At 50.4% G+C, this 22563-nt stretch carries 12 protein-coding genes; 5 read left to right on the top strand and 7 right to left on the bottom strand.

Going from position 1 to position 22563, the window contains the following annotated elements; genetic code table 11:
* Positions 1–204: 204 nt before the first annotated feature.
* The 4 genes from GJR95_RS30285 to GJR95_RS30300 all read left to right on the top strand — a co-directional run bounded on the left by GJR95_RS30285 (position 205) and on the right by GJR95_RS30300 (position 11163).
* Complete coding sequence (locus GJR95_RS30285; RefSeq protein WP_162389417.1) at positions 205–369, top strand: hypothetical protein; 165 nt, start codon at positions 205–207, stop codon at positions 367–369.
* Positions 370–1096: 727 nt separating this feature from the next.
* Positions 1097–6238 carry a putative Ig domain-containing protein gene (locus GJR95_RS30290; protein WP_162389418.1) on the top strand — a complete coding sequence of 1714 codons (5142 nt, stop codon included), beginning with the start codon at positions 1097–1099 and terminating at the stop codon, positions 6236–6238.
* A gap of 362 nt (positions 6239–6600) precedes the next feature.
* Entirely contained in the window at positions 6601–7614 is a 1014-nt protein-coding gene (locus GJR95_RS30295) for a family 43 glycosylhydrolase (protein WP_232540905.1), read from the top strand.
* A gap of 204 nt (positions 7615–7818) precedes the next feature.
* Positions 7819–11163 carry a fibronectin type III domain-containing protein gene (locus tag GJR95_RS30300; protein WP_162389419.1) on the top strand — a complete coding sequence of 1115 codons (3345 nt, stop codon included), beginning with the start codon at positions 7819–7821 and terminating at the stop codon, positions 11161–11163.
* A gap of 110 nt (positions 11164–11273) precedes the next feature.
* On the opposite strand, the gene GJR95_RS41905 is transcribed toward GJR95_RS30300, so the two are convergent.
* Entirely contained in the window at positions 11274–14090 is a 2817-nt protein-coding gene (locus GJR95_RS41905) for a PAS domain-containing sensor histidine kinase (RefSeq protein WP_162389420.1), read from the bottom strand.
* A 303-nt stretch (positions 14091–14393) separates the two neighbouring features.
* Between GJR95_RS41905 and GJR95_RS30310 the strand changes: the two genes are divergently transcribed.
* Entirely contained in the window at positions 14394–15074 is a 681-nt protein-coding gene (locus GJR95_RS30310; protein ID WP_162389421.1) for a PorT family protein, read from the top strand.
* A 28-nt stretch (positions 15075–15102) separates the two neighbouring features.
* On the opposite strand, the gene GJR95_RS30315 is transcribed toward GJR95_RS30310, so the two are convergent.
* From GJR95_RS30315 to GJR95_RS30340, 6 genes are all read right to left on the bottom strand, one after another.
* The gene (locus tag GJR95_RS30315) at positions 15103–15333 is read right to left on the bottom strand and encodes a hypothetical protein (RefSeq protein ID WP_162389422.1); all 231 of its coding nucleotides are present in this window, start codon (positions 15331–15333) and stop codon (positions 15103–15105) included.
* 204 nt (positions 15334–15537) lie between these two features.
* Positions 15538–15690 (bottom strand): hypothetical protein, encoded by a 153-nt coding sequence (locus GJR95_RS30320; RefSeq protein WP_162389423.1) that lies wholly within the window; start codon positions 15688–15690, stop codon positions 15538–15540.
* A gap of 43 nt (positions 15691–15733) precedes the next feature.
* The gene (locus tag GJR95_RS30325) at positions 15734–16378 is read right to left on the bottom strand and encodes a hypothetical protein (RefSeq protein WP_162389424.1); all 645 of its coding nucleotides are present in this window, start codon (positions 16376–16378) and stop codon (positions 15734–15736) included.
* Positions 16379–16721: 343 nt separating this feature from the next.
* Positions 16722–17441: a porin family protein gene (locus GJR95_RS30330; RefSeq protein WP_162389425.1), complete on the bottom strand. Its 720-nt coding sequence runs from the start codon at positions 17439–17441 to the stop codon at positions 16722–16724.
* 195 nt (positions 17442–17636) lie between these two features.
* Positions 17637–18326: a hypothetical protein gene (locus GJR95_RS30335; protein WP_162389426.1), complete on the bottom strand. Its 690-nt coding sequence runs from the start codon at positions 18324–18326 to the stop codon at positions 17637–17639.
* A 249-nt stretch (positions 18327–18575) separates the two neighbouring features.
* On the bottom strand, positions 18576–22493 hold the full coding sequence (locus tag GJR95_RS30340; RefSeq protein ID WP_162389427.1) for a fibronectin type III domain-containing protein: 3918 nt from the start codon (positions 22491–22493) through the stop codon (positions 18576–18578).
* Between the last annotated feature and the right edge of the window lie 70 nt (positions 22494–22563).

Genomic DNA, 22563 nt, shown 5'->3' on the forward strand with positions numbered 1-22563 from the left:
CTGGGTACGGCCCTTTTCTGGGTCTAAACGGCCTAAAAAGATGGGTTAGAAATGAACGCCCGGTTTCGATGAGATCGGGCGTTTTTGTTGCTGAGTACTAATTTTTTTCGCCCAGCAAGTACAAATTGGCCGGGCAGACTAGTTCAGTGCCTGGTTTGTTATATGTATGACTGGTCGTATTAATGTGGCTAAAATGGATGCAGGTTGCTGGAGAAGCTCGAGGAGTTGACGCTGTATACTATTCAGTTGGAAAAAGCCAACCAGCAACTTCAACAGCAGCGTCGGCAGGATCACCAGGGGTTGCAGGCCGTTAAGCAAAAGCAAGCCGAGCTGGAGCAACTTCTAATACAGGTACTAAAACAGAAATAAACCTACTTTTGGCCTTTCTAACAGCCTCCGCCTTTACCGATTGGGGCTGTTGGCTACTAGTCAGCACCAGGTAAGAAAAGACAATGTATTGTCAGGAAAATCAATGTGTCCAAATTCTGTTGTGCTATCCAGAAAGACGCGATAACAGCCTATTCTCCTGACCATTGCGCCATATAATCAAAATAATATATGGATCATCAGTAGATAAATGATCAGGCTTCATTTTTACATACTTTCACTCGATTTTTCTGATTACTTATTCCTTCACTCAATCTACGTATGAAAAAACCTCTTCTTAGTAACTCGGTATTTGTTCTGACCAGATATTGGTTTCTTTAGGTATTATTTTGTGACCTGTTGGTCGCTTCGGCAGGCTACTTCTTTGTCGGATTCCAATCTCAGCGACAGTGGGTCAGACGCCAGTTAAATGTAGGTGTCAACCAGTTGTACCGCCAGTGAACGTGCTCAGGCCATAAGTTGGCGTAAAGTCAGCGCGAACGCCCAGGCAGACCCGTATTTAGTCCAGATCTATCGGTTTCGTATCCGCTCCAACCCAACTCTGTAGTCTATTCGCTGTAACCGTCACCTCCAAATCTAGACCGGCTATTTTCAGCTAGATCCATTCGAGGAAAAACAGCTCTGGATGAGCAGAAAAGCAACCGGGCCTTATTCATGTCGAATACAATTTCTCAATCAATTAACGAGCCTCTGATTAACCATTGATCGTATGAAAAAACTAGTACTTGCTTATAAGGAATGGGCTGGCCTGACCACTCGATGCGTCGTGGTGTTGATGCTACTGGTGATGAGTGCTCCCGGCCTGAAGGCGCAGTTCTGCCCCAATGGTACCACCGTAGCGGGGGGCAATGGCAGAGGTAGCGCCAACAACCAATTCAACTCGCCTGATCGTATCGTCATCGATGGGAGCGGCAACCTGTACGTATCGGATAAGAGTAATAACCGGGTTCAGAAGTTTGCGCCGGGATCCACCATCGGTGTTACCGTTGCCGGGGGCAATGGATCTGGAAATGGCACGACTCAATTGGATCAACCGCGAGGCATAGCCATCGATGGGGCTGGTAATCTGTATGTGGCAGACAGGAACAACCATCGAATACAGAAATTTCCGCCCAACTCCACCTCGGCGACTTCAGGCATCACGGTGGCGGGCGGTAATGGAAATGGCAGCGCGGCTAACCAGCTTACTACACCACTCGATGTGTTTATCGCTGGTAGTGAGAATCTATATGTGGTCGATAATGGGAATGTCCGGGTACAGAAATTTCCGCCCAACTCGACCTCAGCCACCTCGGGAACCACCGTGGCGGGGGGCAATGGAGGGGGCAGTGCACCCAACCAGTTGTTCGGCCCAGCCGGATTGGCCTTTGATGGCAGTGGCAATCTGTACGTGGTCAGTACGAGTAATCAACGAATACAGAAATTTCCGCCCAACTCCACCTCGGCCACCGCCAGTACCCTGGTAGTCGGCGGCAATGGGCCTGGTGATGCGCCGACTCAACTATTTAACCCTCAGGCTATTGTCGTCGATGGCAGTGGCAATCTGTACGTGGCCGATGCGAATAACCATCGAATACAGAAATTTCCGCCTAATTCCACCTCGGCCACGGCAGGCATCACCGTGGCGGGGGAGAATGGAGGGGGCAGTGCACCTAACCAGTTTATTGGCCCATCCGGATTGGCCTTTGATGGCAGTGGAAATCTGTACGTGGTCGATTCATCGAACGATCGGGTACAGCGGTTTACGCCAGGCATACCCACTGATATAACGACCCAGCCGCCCGCCGGACAGAGTGTCTGTGCCGGACAGACTGTCACGGCCGCCGTCAGTGTGAGCGGAACGGTCAGTGGATACCAGTGGTATAGAGATGGGACTCTTGTCAATGGTCAGACATCAGCGACGCTCAGCCTATCCAATGTCACCACAGCTCAGAGTGGCAGCTATTCCGTCGTAGTGACCGGTTCGTGCAACTCCGTCACCTCCACCGCCTTTTCGTTAACGGTGAACCCCCTGCCAACGGTGAGCATTACCGCCAATCCGTCCCTGACCATTACCCAGGGCAATAGTACCACCCTGACGGCTTCGGGAGCCAGCTCTTATCGCTGGTCAGGTGGGCAAACGACGGCGGCTATATCAGCCAGTGTCACTGGGACCTACTCCGTGACAGGTACCACCGGGAGCTGTTCCTCGATGACCAGTGCCGTTGTCAGTGTAGAAGCGTTGCCCTGTGGTTCGGTGGTGTACGTAACCCCTACGGGGGCGGGCCTTCAGAACGGCAGTAGCTGGACGAATGCACTTTCGGGAACGGCCCTGCAAACGGCCATCAATACGGCGGCTGGTTGTGGGGCCCAGGTCTGGGTCGGAGCTGGTTTGTATAAGCCCACAACAGGCACCGACCGCACGATCAGCTTTTCTATTCCCTCAGGGCTGAAAGTATATGGGGGTTATGCAGGTAGTGGCCCTTCGCCAGATGCCCGAACCACATTTCCCTCCAGCACCACCTTCTCCGGGGATATTGGTACCCTGAATAACATCACCGATAACACCTACAATGTCGTGCGATTTAAGAATGCCAGTGCGGATACTCGCCTGGATGGGATAGTGATCACGGGCGGCAACGCAAATGGTAATAATGCCTTTTCGTATAACACTGGCGGAGGTATATTAAATGATGGCGGTGGAGCGGGCAACAGCAGTAATCCCATGCTGGTCAATCTGAGCCTGGTCGCTAACTCAGCTGGTGCTGGAGGAGGCCTGTTTAATAATGGAAATAATGGCGGGAACAGTAGTCCTAGGCTACAAAATGTCAGCATCATTAGCAACTCGGCTTCCTTTGGTGGGGGGCTGTATAACAACGGAACTATTCAAGGCAACAGCAGCCCTGTGCTGATCAATGTCAGCTTTATTGGCAACTCGGCTACCCTTGGTGGCGGTCTGCTAAATGACGCATCTCAAGGTAGCAGCAGTCCGGTCCTGACCAATGTCAGTTTTAGGGCTAATTCTGGTTCGAATGGTGGTAGCGCTTTTTGTAACGTTGACGCCAGTATAAGCGTGACCAATGGGGTCTTCTTTGATAATGGAGGAGCCAATTCCTTCAATGGAGACAACATAACCATTCGTTCTTCGCTGCTGGAACCTACCGTAACGGGTTACACCACCGATCCCTCCAACCTGACCACCAGCACTTCGCCCTTTGTAAGTGAGACCGATCTGCAACTAACCGCCTGCTCTGCGGCCATCAATGCGGGGGATAACACAGCCTACAACAATGCCGCTGGACCGGCCACCGATCTGGCAGGCAATCCCCGCTTTTATGCCAGTGGTCAGATCGATATAGGGGCTTATGAGTTTCAGGGCACCTCCGCTATCCTGGCCATCACCCAGCAGCCCGTCAGCAGTTCTTCGGTAGCCGCCGGAGCCAATGTGCGCGTACCGGTCGGCATCAGCGGCATACCCACCAGCTTGCAGTGGTACAATGGGGCCGGAATGGTCAGTGGTCAGAGCTCCGCCACCCTGACGCTGACCAATGTGCAGCCCAGTCAGGCTGGCAGCTATTCACTGGTAGTCACTAGTGCCTGCAACTCCCTGACCACCAACGCCTTTGGTCTGAGTGTGCTCAACGGGCCCATGATCAGTGCTACCAAGACTGTATCGGGTAGTTTTATCCCCGGCGGTGCCATAACTTATACTCTGGTACTCACCAACACAGGCCAAACCACGCAAGCCAATAATCCGGGGGATGAACTGGTGGATATCCTGCCCGCTTCCCTGAATCTGGTTTCGGCCCAGGCCGACGGCGGTACCGCCCTGGCAACAGTGGGCACCAATACCGTGACCTGGAATGGTAGCATTTCACCTGCCGGTAGCATAACCATAACCATTCAGGCTACGATCCAGAATGGCACGGCTGGCCAGACCCTGTCCAATCAGGCCACCCTTTCCTATGACAGTGACGGCAATGAGACCAATGATGCCTCGGCGCTCACCGATGATCCGAGCGTTGGGGGCGCTGCGAATCCCACCTCGTTGGTAGTGGGCTGTCCGGTCGAGTCGGTTAGTCTGACCCCTGGTTCATCGGTTGTCTGTTCTCCGGCCAGTATCACGCTGACGGCTAGTCCAGGGGGTAGCAGTTATCTGTTTAGTCAGGGAGCGTCACAGATTGGGGGGAGTGCAGGCAATACAGCTACGGTAAGCAGTAGTGGCGCGTATTCGGTGACCATTACCTATGCCAGTGGCTGTACGGCCACCGCGGCCACCAGTGTGACGGTGAATAGCCTGCCTTCGGCCAGCCTGCAAAATAATGGTCCCCTAACCTGTGTCCAGACTAGTGTGACCCTGACAGCGGGCGGGGGCAGTAGCTACAGCTTCAGTGGCCCCAATGGTCCCATCACCAGCAGTGGCAATACGGCTATGGTTAGCCAGGAAGGGGTTTACTCCGTGACGGTACTGTCGGGCAGTGGTTGCTCTTCGGTAGCCAGCACGACCGTCACCAGCAACGCGGATCTGGCTGCGCCAACCTTACAAGCCTCGGCTAGCTCGACTTCCAACCAGCCCATCTCGGTGACGGCCACTGGCTGCGGGGGTAGTATCAACTGGCTCCCTCAGGGCGGAACGGGTCAGGCCATCGGTAGTATTTATACCTTCACCCAGCCGGGCAACTACACGCTCACGGCTACCTGTTCGGTGGGTAACTGCACCAGTCCGCAAGCTGCTCCGGTCAGTTTGCAGATCCTGCCGGGTAGCTTTGCCATTACCAAGGTGACAATGGTGAACTGTCAGCTCATCGATGAAGCCAAGGGTGGCTATCAGGTTCAGTTTACACCCCAGTATAGTGGGGCCAATGGCAATCCTATCAGTTTCTCGGTGGTCAATGAGATGCCCACTACCACGGCTCCTCCACCGTATTCGCTCAAGCTCTACACCGACAACCCAGTGATTACACTGGTAGCCAATCAAGCCGGTCATGCTGAAGCCCGCTTCGCCTACAACTGGTTTGCCTCCTGCCAGAGTGGTACCGATCCCAATCAGGCTCCTACAACCTCAGGCATTCCCAATCAGATCATTTTAGTGGGACAAGCCTATCAGTTGAATCTAAACAACTACTTCTCAGATCCTGATGGGCAAGCCTTAACGTATTCCGCTACGGGTTTACCGGCGGGGTTAAGTGTCAATGGGAGCTTGGTCAGCGGCACACCCTCAACGACCGGAGTGAGTAGTGTTCAGGTCACGGCTCTGGATCCAGCTGGTTTGTCGGCCCAAACCAGCTTTCAGTTGACGGTCAATCCAGCACCGACTACGCCTTCTGGCTTTACCATTGTGGGTGTCTCGACAGTGAGCTGTGAGGTAGTGAGTCCTGGGCTTCGGCGGGTAACATTTACGCCCCAGTACGGTGGTACCGACAGCTCACCGATTAGTTTCTCGGTGGTTAATGAGATGCCGACTACCACCAATCCGGGACCTTATAGTCTGAATCTGTACACGGATAACCCCAGGATAACCCTGAATGCTAAACAGGGTAGTTCGATAGCCAGCTATGTCTATAACTGGCTGGCGGTCTGCACGGCACCCACCCGAGTGGGCGCGTCAGATGCCGAAAGGGGTTTACAGGTGAAGGTACTGGGTAACCCAATCGAAGATAAATCTGTGGAAGTAGAAATTCGTGGGGTAGCGGGTCAGGCCGTTCAGTTGAACCTGACGGACCTTCAGGGCAAAGTACTGCATCAGCAACGGCTTGAGGAAGTTGGTTCAGTAGAACGGGTGAGTGTGCCAGTTGGTGCGGGCAAGGGAATCCTGCTCTTACGGGTCAATACCACTCAGGAACACCAGCAACTGAAGCTGCTGAAACCTTAGTTTGTATTTAATTCTTGAAACGCCCGGTTTCGATGAGATCGGGCGTTTATCTATCCGTTCGTTTTTTAGTCCATGCTTCCTGAGTTTCATTACGCAGCTCACTAATCGAGCTCGTTTTGTTTAGGTATTATCACTTTCCCGACATTCATCCTAAGTACAGGAGAGTTCATCAAAGAATCAACCATCAAGCAGAGGATCACTGTTTTATATACATTTACGGTAGGTTTAATCGGTTTGTAGTTGCTCACCAATACACATCATTTAACGACGACGAGCCTGGGGTTTGTGGTTGCCAGTCAAGCCATTAACCCGTATGTCGAACCCTTAGACTTTTGCCCCAAAACCGGTTACACGAATACAGTATGAAACAATATCGATTTTTAGTGCCGATCGGCCTTGGCCTTCTTCTGATGTTGAGTAGCGGCTGGCTGCATCCAAATGTCGTTGATGGAAAAGAACCTCGCAAGATGATGTATGGCGATCGCTCCCGACTGGGCCGACCGTATGCCAAAGATCCGCACGTGGTTAAATTCAAGGGCCGTTATCTGATGTATTTTTCCGTGCCGGCCTATACCGATTCGAGCGGGGTAAAACAGGGTTGGGGTATTGGTATTGCGGAAAGCCGGAATCTGATCGACTGGCAAAAAATTGCGGAAATTCCGCCCGTTGCCGACTATGAAAGAGCTGGCATCTGCGCGCCCGGTGCTTTGCTGAAAGATGGCAAAGTGCACCTGTTTTACCAGACGTATGGGGGAGGGCCTAAAGATGCCATCTGCCATGCGTGGTCGGTGGATGGCATCCACTTCCAGCGCAATGAAACAAACCCAATTTTTCACCCCACGGGTTCGTGGAACTGCGGTCGGGCCATCGATGCCGAAGTGTATCGATTTAAAAACCAGTATTTTCTCTATTTTGCTACCCGTGATCCAGCCTATAAAACCCAGATTCTGGGCGTAGCCGCAACCCCGCTGACAACCTCCTTTAATCGGAACGAATGGAAACAACTCTCTACCGACGGCCCGATTCTAAAGCCGGAATTAGCCTGGGAAGGCGAGTGTATTGAAGGCGCTTCGGTGATCGAGCGCAAAGGAGAGCTAGTGATGTTTTACGCGGGTGCCTATAACAACTGGCCGCAGCAGATCGGCATCGCACACAGTAAAGATGGCGTGCACTGGGAGCGGATGCAGACAGAACCTTTTCTGAAAAATGGTATGCCGGGTAGTTGGAATGCCAGTGAGTCGGGCCATCCGCACATTTTTGAAGACCGTAACCGACAAACCTATTTATTTTATCAGGGCAATAATGATAAAGGCCACACCTGGCTATTATCCAACGAGAAACTGACGTGGCGGGGAACCCTACCGCTTCTACAGTAGAGTAATGTGAATGGTGGTTATAGATGTTGTTACGACAATCGGACCGGGTTTCGGTGCCTTTTGCGGGTCGGCCATTGCCATGAAAGAGATCGCAATGGTCTAGTTGCTAAGGGAACGTCAATGGCAGCCTGGGCTGGGCGATCCTCAATCAGTAAAGTAGACTTAGTCTAACCTGTAAAACTAACTTCATTTTTGTCAAAATTTATGAATCGAATCGTTACCGGTATTCTCAGTTGGTCGCTCTTTTTTGTCTTTAGTAGCCAATTGCTGGCTCAACCGTCTCCAGGTTTACAACCACAATGCGGTACGGAAGACCTCACTCCACAACAGATACGCGCACTGGTGCAACAGGGTAACCTGGCTCTGGAACGCAAACGAGCCTCGGGAGCGGCCTTCACCGCCATCACTTATGTGCCTATTCGACCTCACATTCTTCGCCAAAGTGATGGGTCTGGTGGCTTTTCGCTGGCCAATTTAAATCAGGCAATGGCGATCACCAATAGTTACTACCTCTCAAATGGCTATGGTATTCAATTCTACTTCGCCGGTACCACACCTGATTATATCGACAATGATGCGTTGTTCAGCAGCTTCCCTTATCCTGAAGGGCCAGTGGTAGACGGTCGGGATGCGACCAATGCAATGAACCAGTACTATGTAAACCGATTTACAAACTCAACTGTAGGGGGATTCGCTTATTATCCCGCAAATGCCAGCTACTCAACCCGTTCATTTATCATGACCGGAGTCGTTGGCCCAATAGAGGATGTGGGCAACCGGCTGATTCCGCATGAATTAGGCCATAACTTTAACCTCTACCATACGTTTGGCAATAACAATGGTAATGCAACGACAACTGAGCTAGTTACGCGGGGGGCCGGGGCCAACTGCACGACCGATGGTGATTTGATCTGTGATACTCCCGCCGATCCCTACAATATGGGAGGCGCTTACTTGACCAATACAACGTGTCCCCAATACGACCCAAACAGCACCGCCCGCGATGCCAATGGAGAACCCTACTCGCCCTCGATCACCAACATCATGTCCTATTACTATCCCTGTACGCATGACTTTACTCCCGGCCAGTATGATCGGATGCAGGCAGGCTTAGCCCTCCGCCAGACACATACCGCTTACTCGCTCGATGCCCCACCCACCGATGCCCCGGCGCCCAGTAACTTACGTGTCAGTCTGAATGGCTCTTTGGTGACCTTGACCTGGCAGGACAATGCGACGAATGAAATGGGCTATTTCATCGAACGCTCGACATCGCCCACTACGGGCTTTGTTCCCATTGGTGGTGTAGAGCCGAATGCTACCACCTTTACCGATAGTCGCGCAACTGCACCAAACCACTATTATTATCGGGTACGTCCTTCAAATACTACGACGGGAAGTCTTAGTTCACTAATTGATGTCACCCTGTCAGGGTTAACCACATCCATCACCGGAACTACTGCCATCTTAAACTGGCCTGCCGCCGGCACGGGTGCTACCTATGAAGTACAATGGCGGGCTGTAGATAGCCCGACCTGGAATACAATCCCCAATCTGACGGAAAACAGGGTGACTATTTACGGATTAGCCCCCAACACAACCTATGAGTGGCGGGTCAGAACGACGGGTAGTGATCACTATGAGGGGCCTATTAGTTTCACCATACCCTGTCAGGTACCCGCCTATCCGTATTCGTATCCGGCCCGTGCATCGGCCAATCTCAGTTGGAGCACGTCAGTTCCCGGCCAGACCTATAGTCTGCGCTGGCGTGCGGTAGGCGATCCAAACTGGACTGTCGTCCCTAACCTGGGATCGACCACAGGATACTATTCGTTAACGGGCTTACAGCCTTCAACTGCCTACGAATGGCAGGTGCAGGGAGTCTGTTCGCCAACGGTGAGTTCCGACTTTACGACACTCCAGACCTTTTCGACCTTATCCTGTCTGGTGCCTTCCTCCTTACAGGTATCCAATGTATTGTCTTCCTCAGCATACCTCTACTGGTCACTCAACTATTACGAAACGGGTCGTACGACTGAACTTCGGTATCGCGCAGTGGGAGCTGCCGACTGGACGGTAGTCAGTAGCTTAACCGCGACGGCTTATTCGGTGAGTGGGCTGACCAACAACACCCTATACGAATGGCAGGCGAGGAGCTTTTGTCCAGGCGGGCAACAGTCTGATTTTTCGGCATCCAGTTACTTTACCACTGTATGTGCCATTCCTCAAGGTCTCAACAACACGACAACGGCTACGGCTACCCGCTTATCCTGGTACGTCAATGGGAGTGCCGAGCCAGGCAATACCTACGAGCTTCAGTATCGATCCGTGGGTAGCGGGGTGTGGAGCACGATCAGTAATCTGGGTGTTACCAATTATAACTTAACAGGTCTTCCCACCAATGTGACCTACGAGTGGCGGGTCCGCCAGGCGTGTTCAGCAAGTGCTCAGTCGGAGTACTCGGCAACGGCTATCTTCACCACCCGTTGTAATCCGGTCACGACGAATAATGCCTATGTCTCCTATGTTACCTCGTCATCGGTCCAGTTCTTCTGGTATGTAGGCAATGAAGCGGGTACTACCTACGAAATCAGGTATCGTCCTCTGGGTTCTTCCAATTGGACAACCACCGTCAGCAACCTGACGGCTACCACGACAGACGGTAGTTTTAATGCCACCGGTTTACCCAACAATACAACCTTTGAGTGGCAAATCAGAACGACCTGTTCGCCTTCGGTCAGCTCGGAGTTCACTAGTGGGCCGAACTTTACGACCCAATGCCGAACGCCGGTAGGTCTCAGCCTTTATTCCGCCACCATTTCAGGAGCATCCCTGAGCTGGAGCCCCATGGGTATTGGCGTTACCTATGATTTGCGGTACCGGCGGACAGGTACCACCGACTGGACAGAGATGAACAATCTATCTGCGAACAATAGTGCACTCAGTGGCCTCTTAAGTGGTACTGGCTATGAATGGCAGGTGCGGACAAAATGTCCAGATGGGCCATATTCGGACTACTCGGCGATCGCTAGTTTTGTAACGTATCCATGTGGTATTCCTAGTCCGGGTACGTACGATATAACCGAAAATTCAGCGACGCTGGGTTGGTATTTTTTTAATGGAGCCAGTGATACGCGCGCCGAAATCCGCTGGCGTGCCGTGGGAATTGCCGACTGGACGACAGTTAGTAGCCTTACCATTAGTGCCCATAATCTGAGTACCTACAGCTTAACGAATTTAGCTAGCTCAACACAATACGAATGGCAAGTGAGAGCACTTTGTTCGCCGACTGAAAGCTCCGCCTTTTCAAATTCAATAATCTTTCAGACGAAAGCGGCCTGTGAACAGATGTACACCGTTAAAAGTGGTTACTGGAACGATTCGAGCGTTTGGTCCTGTAGCCGTGTGCCAATTGCTACAGATAGCGTGCATCTGAAGCATGCGGTTATCATTCCTCAAAGCTATCTGGCCACGGCCCGCCGTATTGTTTACGATGTTTCGGTTCCTGTAACCTGGATGAGTGGGGCTCGTTTACTACTGAATCAGTAAGGTTTGGAGCCAGGAAAGTCATTGATCGTAAGAAGACTTAAGGGTAGGCCACCAGCTAATTCGGTTCGAATGCTTAACGTGGCTGATAGTTGAGGTCTGCAGCTAACCGGCTAGACAGGCAAATACACGATGAATGTTGCTCCCTGGCCAGGTTGACTACTGGCTGTGATGGCTCCGCCATGATTCGTAACCACCTTCTCACAGATGGCCAGGCCGATACCTGAACCGGCAAACTGACTCTTTCCATGTAGGCGTTGAAAGACCTGAAAGATGCGGTCCAGATACTTCTCATCAAAGCCTACACCGTTGTCGATCACCTCAATGCGGTGATAAGCAATTGACTTTCGAGCCGGTTTAATACCAATTGGCAGATGGTCAGCCGCCAGCCAGCCCGCCTTTACCTGAATCCTGGGGGTGACTTCCGGTTGACGAAATTTCAGCGCGTTAGCCAGCAGGTTCTGGAAGAGCTGCTCCAACTGGGAACGGTCACCGTCAATGGTTGGTAAGGGGCTGACCTCCACCTGAGCCCCGGTTTCTTCAATCACCAGGTCCAAATCCGTCAATACGGTCTGCACAATGGACGCTAATGACACCGGGCCCCTACTATCACGCTGAGTCGAAATGCGCGAGTAGGCCAGTAAATCTTTAATCAAGCCTGACATTCGAGAGGCCGCTGCCTGCATCCGTTCCAGATACGTCACGCCCTCGCCGAGTTGGTCGCTGTATTGCTGGGTTAGCAGATCACCAAAGGACTGCACTTTGCGAAGCGGCTCCTGCAGGTCATGGCTGGCCACGTAGGCAAATTGCTGGAGGTTGTCGTTGGAGCGGTTCAGCAGGAAGTTGGCTTCTTCCAGTTCCTCATTGATGGCCGCATACTCTTCGTTACTGCCAGCCAGTTCTTCATTGGTAGCCGCCAATTCTTCATTGGCTGCGGCTAGTTCCTCGGTGCGTTGCTGGACCTGCTCTTCGATTTTTCGTCGCTGGGTTACCTGATGGGTGTTTTCCAATACCCAAACGGCCACTTTCTGTACCCGGCCTGCCGTATCTTTTATCGGCATATAGACAAACGTGACATAGATCAACTCTTCCTGGCCATGCCGAATCAACCTCATTTCTACCTCGTTGATTGAAAACGTTTCTCCTTCCTGGGCCACCCTGCTTAAGGCGTCTGCATAGTAAGGCGCTACTTCCGCAAAGGGCACCCAGTAATGCTGCCCTATCAATTGCTCATACGTTTTGCCGGCTACTTCTATGAACGCATCATTAACTGTTTCGATCACCAAATCGGCCGCATTCAGGATACTAATACCAATAGGGGCTGATAGCACCAGATCCCGCAAGAGTTGTTGACTCGCTTCAATTTCTTTTCGGCTTCTGACCTGCTGAGTCACATCGGTGGCCAACACCAGGATACCTTCTACCTCACTCTGAGTTCCCTTTCGAGGCTGGTAGGCTAGATCTACATAGATGGTGGCCAGCCGGCCATCCCGAAGGATATTCACCGCTACCTCAAGGGCAATATACGGCGTTCCCGTTGCAATGACCTCTTTCAGTATACCATCGAAGCCCTGGCCTTTGATTTCGGGCAATGCTTCCAGTAATGGTTTGCCCACAAGGTCTTGGTTCGGACGAGCCACCAACTCCCCGTAAAACGTATTGGCCCACTGAAAAACCAGTTCGTCATCAGCGCTGAGGGTGGCTAAGCCCACCGGTGACTGCTCGAATAAAGTTAGCAGCTGACGCAGGCTTTCTTCTTTTTGTTGCAGCGCCTGCACCTGCTCAGTTACGTCACTGGCAGTACCCAACCATTCCAGAATCTGGCCCTGCTCATCCAGAATGGGTACGGCCCGCGAGAAAGTCCAGCCAATCTGACCATCGGCCTGAATCACCCGATGCTCCAGCTCGTACACCCGCTTGCCCGCAATGGCCGCTTCGATGGCGCTTTCTACCTGTGCCTGATCTGTTGCCGGGATATATTTCAGCAGCCAGTCGCGGTTGGGCTGTTGGGTATCGGTCAAAAACGTTTTGCCTACCAATTGATTCATTTGCCGCCAGTCGGCGCTCATGGTATAGACCACGTCTGAACTCGCCATCACGAACGAACGGAAACGTTCTTCACTGACCTTTAAAGCGGCTTCGGCCCGCTTCCGATCGGTAATGTCCCGGGTCGTGCCGGCGATGGCCTCGACTTCCCCTTTCTCATTAACTATAGGGGCAAATACGTAGTCGTAAATGCGTCTGCCCAACGTGGCGTGAGGGAAGGCTACCTCACCCCGGATTGGTTGTTTCGTGGCTACTACCTGGTCGATTTCCCGTTCGTGCATCTGAGCATGCCAGGGTTCATAGCCGTTTTCCAGTAGCCCTTTGCCAATGGCTTTTTCCCAGGTACTGCCCCACATCGCTAATAATGCCTGATTAGCATAAGTGAACCGATAGCTCAGATCAAAAGCATAGACCAGGTCGGGTGTGCTGGCCGTAATGGCTTCGTAGATTCGCTGCTGGCGGTGGGCTGGTATCGGCTGGGGCTGAGTAACCTCCTGAGCGATGCCGGCGAATCGGGACAACTTACCGGCCTCGCTAAAATAGGCGCGTCCCTGAAAGCGTACCCAGCGCAGTTGGCCATCATCGGCTCCCAGGGTGCGGAAAGTCTGATCATAGAATCCATCTGACTCAGGGTTCATCGCCCAGTTTATAGCCTTATTAACTTGGTCAATATCCTCGGGATGGATATGCTGAACGGCCTGTTGATAGGCCACTATATGGTCTTTGGCCAGACCGAACAGCTCGCGGCAGCGGTCATCCCATTGGACGTGGTTGGTTTGGGGGTCCATTTCCCAAGCCCCTAGCCCGGCCGCTTGTAGGGCGAAATGTACATCCAGACGCTCACCAAGCGTCTTCTTGTCAAAAGGCTTATCGGAGCCAGTCATTGCTTGCAAGTAAATAGATCGATAAGGAGCGTACGCAGGGGCAACATACAAAAAAGACTAACTAAGTAGGAGAAATGTTCTTCTCAAGTAGCTATTTCTACCCGCTGCCACTTAATTAACCGTATGACCTGATTAGCCTGGAACTCACCATCCATTGGCGTCCGAAACCCGTTCCGGTTTAGCTCATCGGCGATCTGGGTATAGTTCTTTCATACAAAATCCATCACCGACGTTATATCTGATCACTTCAGCGCTTCTTAACTGAACGGTTGCGTATTCAACAGAATTTAATCCCTAACGACTATGAAAATTTGGACTTGCATCGGCTTTTGCGGACTCTTTCTTCTTGGAAGCCTTACCTTGACCTTTGGACAAAGTAGATTCGCTGTGGCCGTCAACCTGGCACCCATTTATGCCCATACGGATTATAAGTTAGACCTGCCTTTTCCTGACCTGAACACTCAATTACCAACAACAGTCGTTACCTCAGCTTCGCATGCACTCAATTATATGCTTGGCCTGTCTGCCCGTTATAGCTTCTCCCCAAAATGGTCGGCTTCGACAGGCATTTGGGCCACTCATGGCTTAGATGGCACCTCTCATATCGATATAAACGGCATTTCCACTCAACTCCCCTATCGCTATAGTCATCCCTTTACCAATGCTTATAAGGTGCCTTTATTGGTGAATTATCAATCATCCACCAAACGGCTTTCTCCCTATTTTTCGCTGGGTGCTTCCCTGGACTTCAGAAGTATTAGTTATGTTGATTTGGATGGCACCGGCGAGGAAGTGCCAGTCAAGTTTGGCAAAGCTTTAGCCATCACTCCGCTGATTGGAATCGGAGCCATCTACCAGCTGAACAATCACCTGCTGCTTATTGCTCAACCGACGATGCAGTATAATCTCCAAGATCATTCTGGATATTCATACTATCATTCCTATCAAATAGGCTTACAAATGCAGTTAATGCATCTGTTTTAAGGGATTAAGGCAATTCATGACTAAACTACTATTGTCTAACCAGTTCGATCCGTTCAATCCCTCTGTTCAAGCCCCGCCAGATCATGGTTGGTTGCCCAACTGTAGTTTCTAACGAGAAATTGTCTCCAATTAAACCGACATGCTGCAAAAATGCTTCCTCCGGCTCGGTCAGGTGTGATCCGTCTGGAAAGTGATACTCAAATAAGAAAAATGTCTGAGGTCCTTTTTTCGAGACGATCCATTCTGCATTGGCTAACATATCAAAGGAAACCGGATAGGTTTTACTGCCATAGGTAATCGTCCCATCATATTCGCCACGACGGGTATCAACTGGCGAACTACGAGGAATTTTTGCCGGTATAATCGTCAGAGTAGCCAGGTTTTGAAATGTACTATCCTTGGTTAGCTTAATTTCGCGTTGGCCATACTCATTTTTGTACTTAACCTGGACTTGGCGGAGTGACTATCGACCCACAATTTGAGGAGCTAAATCGTTCATCAATTGACGGCTAGCCTGATCATAATCCAGTTTAGGAGGTGCTGCCTCCTCACTAGATGAACATTGCCAGCTGAGCAAACTAAGCAGCATGCAAACGAGTAAATAGGTAGCTTTCATAAGGAGTATGTGGTTTACTAATTCGACTGCTATCAGGAAAGTCCTACAAAGAAGACTCCATCAGCATTGTTGTAGGATTGGCATATTGCAAAAGACCTTTCCATTTGCCGGTCAATGGGTAGCGTTGGCCCGTCGTTCTATTTTCCAGAACGGCCTGGAACGAACATTCCAGGTGATAAGCATCGATTTGGCGGCTGATGTCAACGTTGGACTTGGGGGGAATCCGGATCGTTACTAGTTCCTTTTGCTCAAATCCATAAGGCTTTTGCTGCTGGGTAACGCTAAGAGGATACGTTTCGACAGAAAAATCGAATGACCCATTGCCATACCAGTGTTGTGGCACCCTGAGTTCGAATCGGCTTAGTTCTGTTTCCTTTGGCAGAAAGTTAGTCTGATCGATGACGAACTGAGATGTTTTAACTAATTCACTAAAGCCATCTTCGACTTGCTGGGTAGATAGGGTACTGCCTGGATTCTGCACACGCAGGCCCTTTAGGTGGAGCGTTGTCGTATCAACGCCATCTCCTATATTGAAGAAATAGCGAACGTCCTTGAGTTCATACTGAGCTGGGATAGCTACGGGAGGATCAACAGATCCAGGTTTGGAACAAGCGCTTAGAAGAGCGGCTATCGTTATGCTTAGTGTTAGGATACGGAAAGAAATTTTTCTGGCTAGTTGAGTGGTCATATCTATCAATTGAGTTTAATGATGTTAATAGCTGAGCCATTAGTTATTAACATATAATCAGGCTTAAATTTAGTTAAGAGCGTGAGGTTAGCTTTATACTCAATTAATTTCAACGTTCATAGCTTGTCGTATACGTGCCGTGCGATGGCTGCTGCAAAAGCTAATGTATGCTTGTTTTGGGGCAGTCTGCAAGAGTTTTCTGACCTGAACTAGTCCTATACCGGCAAACTGCCCGACTCACTGAACAGCTACTTTATTTTTGCAACAGCACTGCCGGAGCGGGATCATAACCGCTGAACTTATGTGAAAAGATTGGCAGTCTCTCCATTGGCTACACCTGACTTTAGAAAATATACCCGACTATCAATGACAAATTTCTGTTTCGATAATCTACAGGTAGAGGAGCTGTATCTCGCTCGTTCGCTTCAGCGACATTTAACAAGCCCACCTGGTAGTCAAAACTTAAAACAACTTTCTTGTAGTCAATGCCAAGGCCTAAACTTATCCCGTAGTCTTGTCTTTTCAGGTTGTAGGGAGAATACCTACGGTAGTCTTTACCAAACGTATCGCTTGTGAATCGTTTGTCATCTCTAACGGATGCGGGAATAGTTTTCTCTTTTATAATTTCCTTTCCTCCAATCCCATAGGCTATATAAGGGCCCGCATTGACACGCATTTTTGCCAAGTTTGACAAGTTAATTTTGTAACCCAACAGCAGAGGCAGTTGAAGATAAACCTGGTTCGTTGTGCTTTCCCAAAACGTAGTGGGAGGAGTAGTGCTACCAATCCAAATCTCGGCGCCCTGGTGTCTGGTTCCTTTCGTAGTCAGCGAAAGCCCTGACTGGAAGTAAACAGAGTTTGTTACCGAGTAGTCAGTACTAAAGCCAACTTGATATCCCCATTTAGCTTTCGGGTTACCTCCATGCGTATAGTCATTGGTAAATTCTTTGGCATTTGAAAAATTGACACCTGCTTTGACGCCAAATGAAAATCGCTTTTGCTGGCCAAATAATTCGCTACCCATAAACAACAAAGACAAAGTGATTGATAAAAAAAGCTTCATATAGCTTTGATTAGTAGTTAATTATGTAAGATAAGCGGAGAAGCACTTTTTTATGAGGCAACCAAGTTTATGCCGCCTGTTTTAGGAAGAGCCCGTTCCGGAGAAGAGGGTTGTAGGTAGACGCATCAATAAGGTGATTCTGTTGTATTAGGGCATGGCTACGGCACAGCTGGAGCTATTTATTTCCTATTCTAATTAATCAGTAACTACTAGATGTTGAGGAAAACCTATACCAGTTACACTAATTGTGTAAGTGCCGGGAAGTAACTCTTGCTCGATGGGGGAGCCCAGTGAAAAGACGAGCTCGTTAGGGGCATTGCTGATACAGCCATTCAAGCAGGCTGCGTCCGCACTAATCCGGGTCACATGCCCCGTAACCACATCCGTAAACAGGAGCATATCGACATGCGGATTGCTGTATAAGTTTTCGACCGGTAGGCGTAGGTCCAAGCGTTTTGTCTTTCGCGAAAATATAAATTGATCCGCAGTATTGCGGGCCTTCAACGGACCAGTAGCGACCACTACTAATTCATAAACAGCGGTTGTTTTCTGATTCCCTACTCGTAAGATTATTTTTTTTGGGTGATTAGAGGGGTTACAGGCACAGAAAGCTGACAAGTCTATGGTCTTATCGGCCATGACCCCATCCAGTACTTGCGTTCCCTGAGTTAACTCAAAAACAGGTTGCAATCCTCCGTTCACAATGGCTGGCAACTGGACCGTGATTCGAGCGTTCGAGGCATCGAAACGGACATTTTGCGTGGGTATGCCGACGAATGATATGGCTTTAATTGCGGGCTTCTCATCCGCCAGATTATCCTGTTGCTGGCAGGCCAGACTAAAAGTCCCCAGGCTAGCCATCAATAGCGTTGTTATTCTTTTCATAGGAATCAGGGATTGAGGTAAGAGACATACTAGACCACTTCTACTGGATAAAGGTTGTATTGTCTGTTGTATAATCCCTCAACGCTAAGTTAGCCTACTTTGTCGAGGCCTTCAGGCGATGAAATCAATGCACGTTGATCACCACCGTTGCCCTGGATTCAGTCCATAATGTATAGCTCATTTCCCTGAGCAATCAGGCTCCGGCAGTAGCCTTCCAGCCGTCTATCAACTACGCCCTAACCGTAAAGATCAATTTTGATTAGCAGTTAAGTTTAATTTACTGTTGGGGCTAAACAGTAGCCGGCCAGCAGCTCCATAATTAATCCGAAGGACCTGCCCCGTGTAATCAACAGGCAATGTAACAGCATGATTTAATGTGACCCTGTCTGCGGCAAGAGGGATTCGACTACACGACCAGACAGCCCCATCATTCCACTCGCCAGCCTTTACCGTGTACATACTCGAACAAAGACCGCTTGTCTGAAAGTTAACCGAGGCAGAGAAATTCGATCGCTCAGTAGCCGAACAGATTGCCTGAATCTGCCATTCATAAGCCGTCTCAGGTGTTAGTCCACTCAGATCCGTATAGCCATTCCCGTTGTAACTGGTCAAATTAGGCAACATTGTCCAGGTAGCCGTTCCCACTATCCGGTAGCGAGCTTCGTAACGGGTATCGACAGTTGCCCACGAAAAACTCCAGTTAATACGGGCCGAAGTAGTCGTTAGGGCGCTGGTAGTTAGGTTAAATGGAATAGTACAGGCCATTGTCGTGAATTGACTGGTCGCCCATACATCCGAGGTCATTGCTTCGCTACAAAGGGTTCGAACTTGCCAATCGTAGGCAGTATTAATCTGTAGGCTCGACAGTTCAAGCCTGGTAGCAGCCAAATTGCTGGTTGTAATCCAGTCTGTAGCTCCTACCAATCGATACCGCACGTCATACAGTTCACTGCCTAAACCAGCCGAAGCCCAAACCAGGGTAGCTGACGTCATTTGAGTGGAAGCACCTAAACCTGTAGGCGTTGCACATCGGGTGATAAAATCGGGTCCGATAACAAAATCTGAATTTTCACCGGGTGCGCAATTGGTCTGAATCTGCCATTCATACTGCTTGCGGGGCAGCAAGCCCGCCAAATCAATATACCCCGCCCCACTCGAACTGGTCAGATTGTCGAGAAAGATCCAGTTATTGGCGCCGATCTCCCGGTATAAAAGCCGATAGCGGGTATCGGCATTCGCATAGGCAAAGCCCCAGTATAGCCGGGCCGAGGTAGGATTGCTCTTCACCGATAAGCCAGTGGGTGATCCGCAGCTGGCTGTACGAAAGGTAGAGAGGCTGGAATAATCGCCGTAGGAGCCATTCGAACAGCGTGCCCGGACTTGCCACTCGTACTGGGTGTTTATCGTTAGGCCTGTGACCAGAGTATTGGGGTTAACTAACCCGCTGACTGTTAGCCAGTCTGAGCTGCCGCTCTGTCGATAGCGTACCTCATAACTGGCTCCGGTTTCGGTCGCAGACCAGGTCAATGAAGCTGAGGTAACCTGAACAGCTGGAAAATAAGCTGGCGTTGGTATCAGACACCGGAGTGAAATAGTAGGCCCTGCCGTGAACGTTGTACTTTCCGTTGCCGAACAGTTGGCCCGGACCTGCCACTCGTACTGAAATTGGCTATTTAGTCCAGTCAGGGTATAGCTGTTGACCCCAGGTAATGGTAAGTTGCTAATCGTTGTCCAATCAGGTGAGCCTACTGACCGATACTGCAAATCAAAACGTATCCCTTCATCGGAAGCTTGTCCCCAATTGAGCTTCGCCGTCGTTGATGAAACATCTTGTATTATTAACCGATCCGGGGCATTGCAGCCGGTGGAAAAGGTAGTAACCGGCGAATAACCGGAGTAGGCATTGACGGCGCATCGGGTTCGCAGGCGGGCCTCGTAGGTCGTTTGGGGCGACAAACCTGCTAACAGACGAGAATTATAGGAGCTGAAGTTGTTGATCCCCGAGACGATACTCCAGGTTGTAGTGCCCACCGGGCGATACTCCAGCTCGTAGAAACTACCTGGTTCGGGTACCCCCGCAAAGCCCCAGGACATGTCTGCGGCCGTAGCAGACGCCCTGGCTGTGAGACCTAAGGGCGTCAACCCACAAAAGGTAGTAAAGGTATTCGGGGTAGTAAAGTCTGTCATCTCTGTTGATGAGCAGACACTTCTAACCTGAACTTCATACGTAGTGTTGTTGGCCAGTCCGGTGAGCGAGTAGCTGGAAGTTGTTAAACTACTAACACTATTCCAGACTGGTGTTCCAACTGGACGATACCGTAACTCGAAAGTCCGGGCTGGGTCAGAAAAGGAGGTAAACCAGCTCACCAGCGCTGAGGTTGATCGCACAGAGGAGGTAAAGGCTGAATTAGGTGCCTGACAGGAATAGGTGGTAAAGGTGAGCGGGCTGGTGAAGGTGGATTGATCCGTTGCCGAACAAACGCCCTGAACTCTTAATTCGTACGGAGTAGAAGCACTCAGGCCAGTGAGGGAATACGGACCAATTGTTAAGCCGGTTATGGCAGCCCAATCAGCAGATCCCACGGCCCTCCACTGAAGGGTAACCGTTTGGGCATCAGTCTCTCTGTTCCAATTTGCGGAAGCTGATATACGGGCTGGAGCAGCATTGACAAATTGAGGTACGGGACATAAGGGCTTGAAGGTTACCGATTCAGTATAAGTATTCGAATCCGTTGCCTTGACGCGCCATTCGTAAGTTGTATACTCAAACAAAGTAGAAAGACGTGTGTTGGTTACGCCTACATTCGGGATAAGCTCCCACGTCGGGCTCCCTATGGTTCGCCACTGGACGTCGTAGGTTATATTTTCTCCCAGGCTAGTCCAGTTGAGCTGGGCGCTTGTCTCCGTAATCTGAGTAGTTGTCAGGCCTGTCACCATGCCGCTCGATGAAGGAGTTCGAATACTGACTGTAGGGCTCAGACTACCCGTTGTGGTGTTGGATGGACGGATACGATAATAATACTGAACACCCAGTTGGGTCGTATAGTCACTATAGGAGGTCTCATCGGGTCCGACTCCGCCAATCGCTACAAAACCGCTCGTCGGCGAGGTTGAGCGTTCAATGAAATACCCCATTTCGTTACTCGAATTATCCTGCCAGGTTACCGTAACGAATCCATTGGTCAACTGGGCCACCACCAAACTAGGCGCAACCATCTCCGTGGGCGGGGCCGTCAGGGAGTAGCTGGTATGCGACTGGCGTAAGGCCAACCCTTCCTGCATCCGATCAAACTGCCCTGAGGTAAAGCTATAGGTGAGCGGGAAATAATACGACATGAGATTTGTAATCTGGGGTGCATACGGCTCTCCATTGGCATCACGGGCGGTGCTGTTGGGATCATAACCAATATCTACACCTCTACTTCGAATCACACTCGCTCCCGGTATCAGGTAGGGGTCAGCGGGAGTATCGCAGATCAAATCGCCCTGCGTGGTACAATTGGCTCCGGTTCCTCGTGTTACCAGTTCAGCCGTCGTCCCGGTACCCGGCCGTTGCCCGAATGTATGAATCAGGCTAAAATTGTGGCCTAATTCATGGGGCATTATACGGTGTCCATCCGCATAGACAAATGAGCGCGTTGACCGGAGATCATCATTGGGGTAGTAAGCATAGCCTCCTAAATTAGGGCTAGCAAATCGGTTTACGTAATATTGGTTCATAGCATTAGGCACATCATGACCATCCACGGATGCCCCATCTGGATAGGGGAAATACGAAAAGAGCTGATCATCATCAATAAAATCGGGCGTTGTTCCGGCAAAATAGAACTGAATACCTGCACCATTTAGGAGAAAATACTGATTCGTTTTGGCCAGAGCATCATTGATGGTCGATAGCAATGTCCCTAATGTCCCGCTGCTGTTACGAATGATATGAGGTCGAATAGGCACATAGGTAATGGCGGTAAAAGCTACTCCTGATGCCCGCTTGCGTTCTAAAGCCAATTTACCCTGATTGATCAAAGACAATGCCTGGGCAGGAGTTAAGTCAAGTGTGCCACATAGTGTCGAATCGGATGGTTGGCTGGTCTGGGCGACCAGGGATATGGCCGAAAAACTATAAAACAGCCAACCAATTAACAAGACACGTAAATACAGGTAGCTCATGGGTAGACAGAAGGTGTAGAGGTATTCCGATAAGTCGTTGGGAGAAAAGGAAGCTATGACTAAGCTAATT

Source organism: Spirosoma endbachense, assembly GCF_010233585.1.
Classification (GTDB): Bacteria; Bacteroidota; Bacteroidia; order Cytophagales; family Spirosomataceae; genus Spirosoma; species Spirosoma endbachense.

Coding starts and splice junctions, on each gene's coding strand:
- GJR95_RS30325 (WP_162389424.1), bottom strand. CDS start 16,378: ATGACCACTCAACTAGCCAGAAAAATTTCTTTCCGTATCCTAACACTA.
- GJR95_RS30335 (WP_162389426.1), bottom strand. CDS start 18,326: ATGAAAAGAATAACAACGCTATTGATGGCTAGCCTGGGGACTTTTAGT.
- GJR95_RS30330 (WP_162389425.1), bottom strand. CDS start 17,441: ATGAAGCTTTTTTTATCAATCACTTTGTCTTTGTTGTTTATGGGTAGC.
- GJR95_RS30300 (WP_162389419.1), top strand. CDS start 7,819: ATGAATCGAATCGTTACCGGTATTCTCAGTTGGTCGCTCTTTTTTGTC.
- GJR95_RS30290 (WP_162389418.1), top strand. CDS start 1,097: ATGAAAAAACTAGTACTTGCTTATAAGGAATGGGCTGGCCTGACCACT.
- GJR95_RS30295 (WP_232540905.1), top strand. CDS start 6,601: ATGAAACAATATCGATTTTTAGTGCCGATCGGCCTTGGCCTTCTTCTG.
- GJR95_RS30310 (WP_162389421.1), top strand. CDS start 14,394: ATGAAAATTTGGACTTGCATCGGCTTTTGCGGACTCTTTCTTCTTGGA.
- GJR95_RS30315 (WP_162389422.1), bottom strand. CDS start 15,333: ATGTTAGCCAATGCAGAATGGATCGTCTCGAAAAAAGGACCTCAGACA.
- GJR95_RS41905 (WP_162389420.1), bottom strand. CDS start 14,090: ATGACTGGCTCCGATAAGCCTTTTGACAAGAAGACGCTTGGTGAGCGT.
- GJR95_RS30340 (WP_162389427.1), bottom strand. CDS start 22,493: ATGAGCTACCTGTATTTACGTGTCTTGTTAATTGGTTGGCTGTTTTAT.
- GJR95_RS30320 (WP_162389423.1), bottom strand. CDS start 15,690: ATGAAAGCTACCTATTTACTCGTTTGCATGCTGCTTAGTTTGCTCAGC.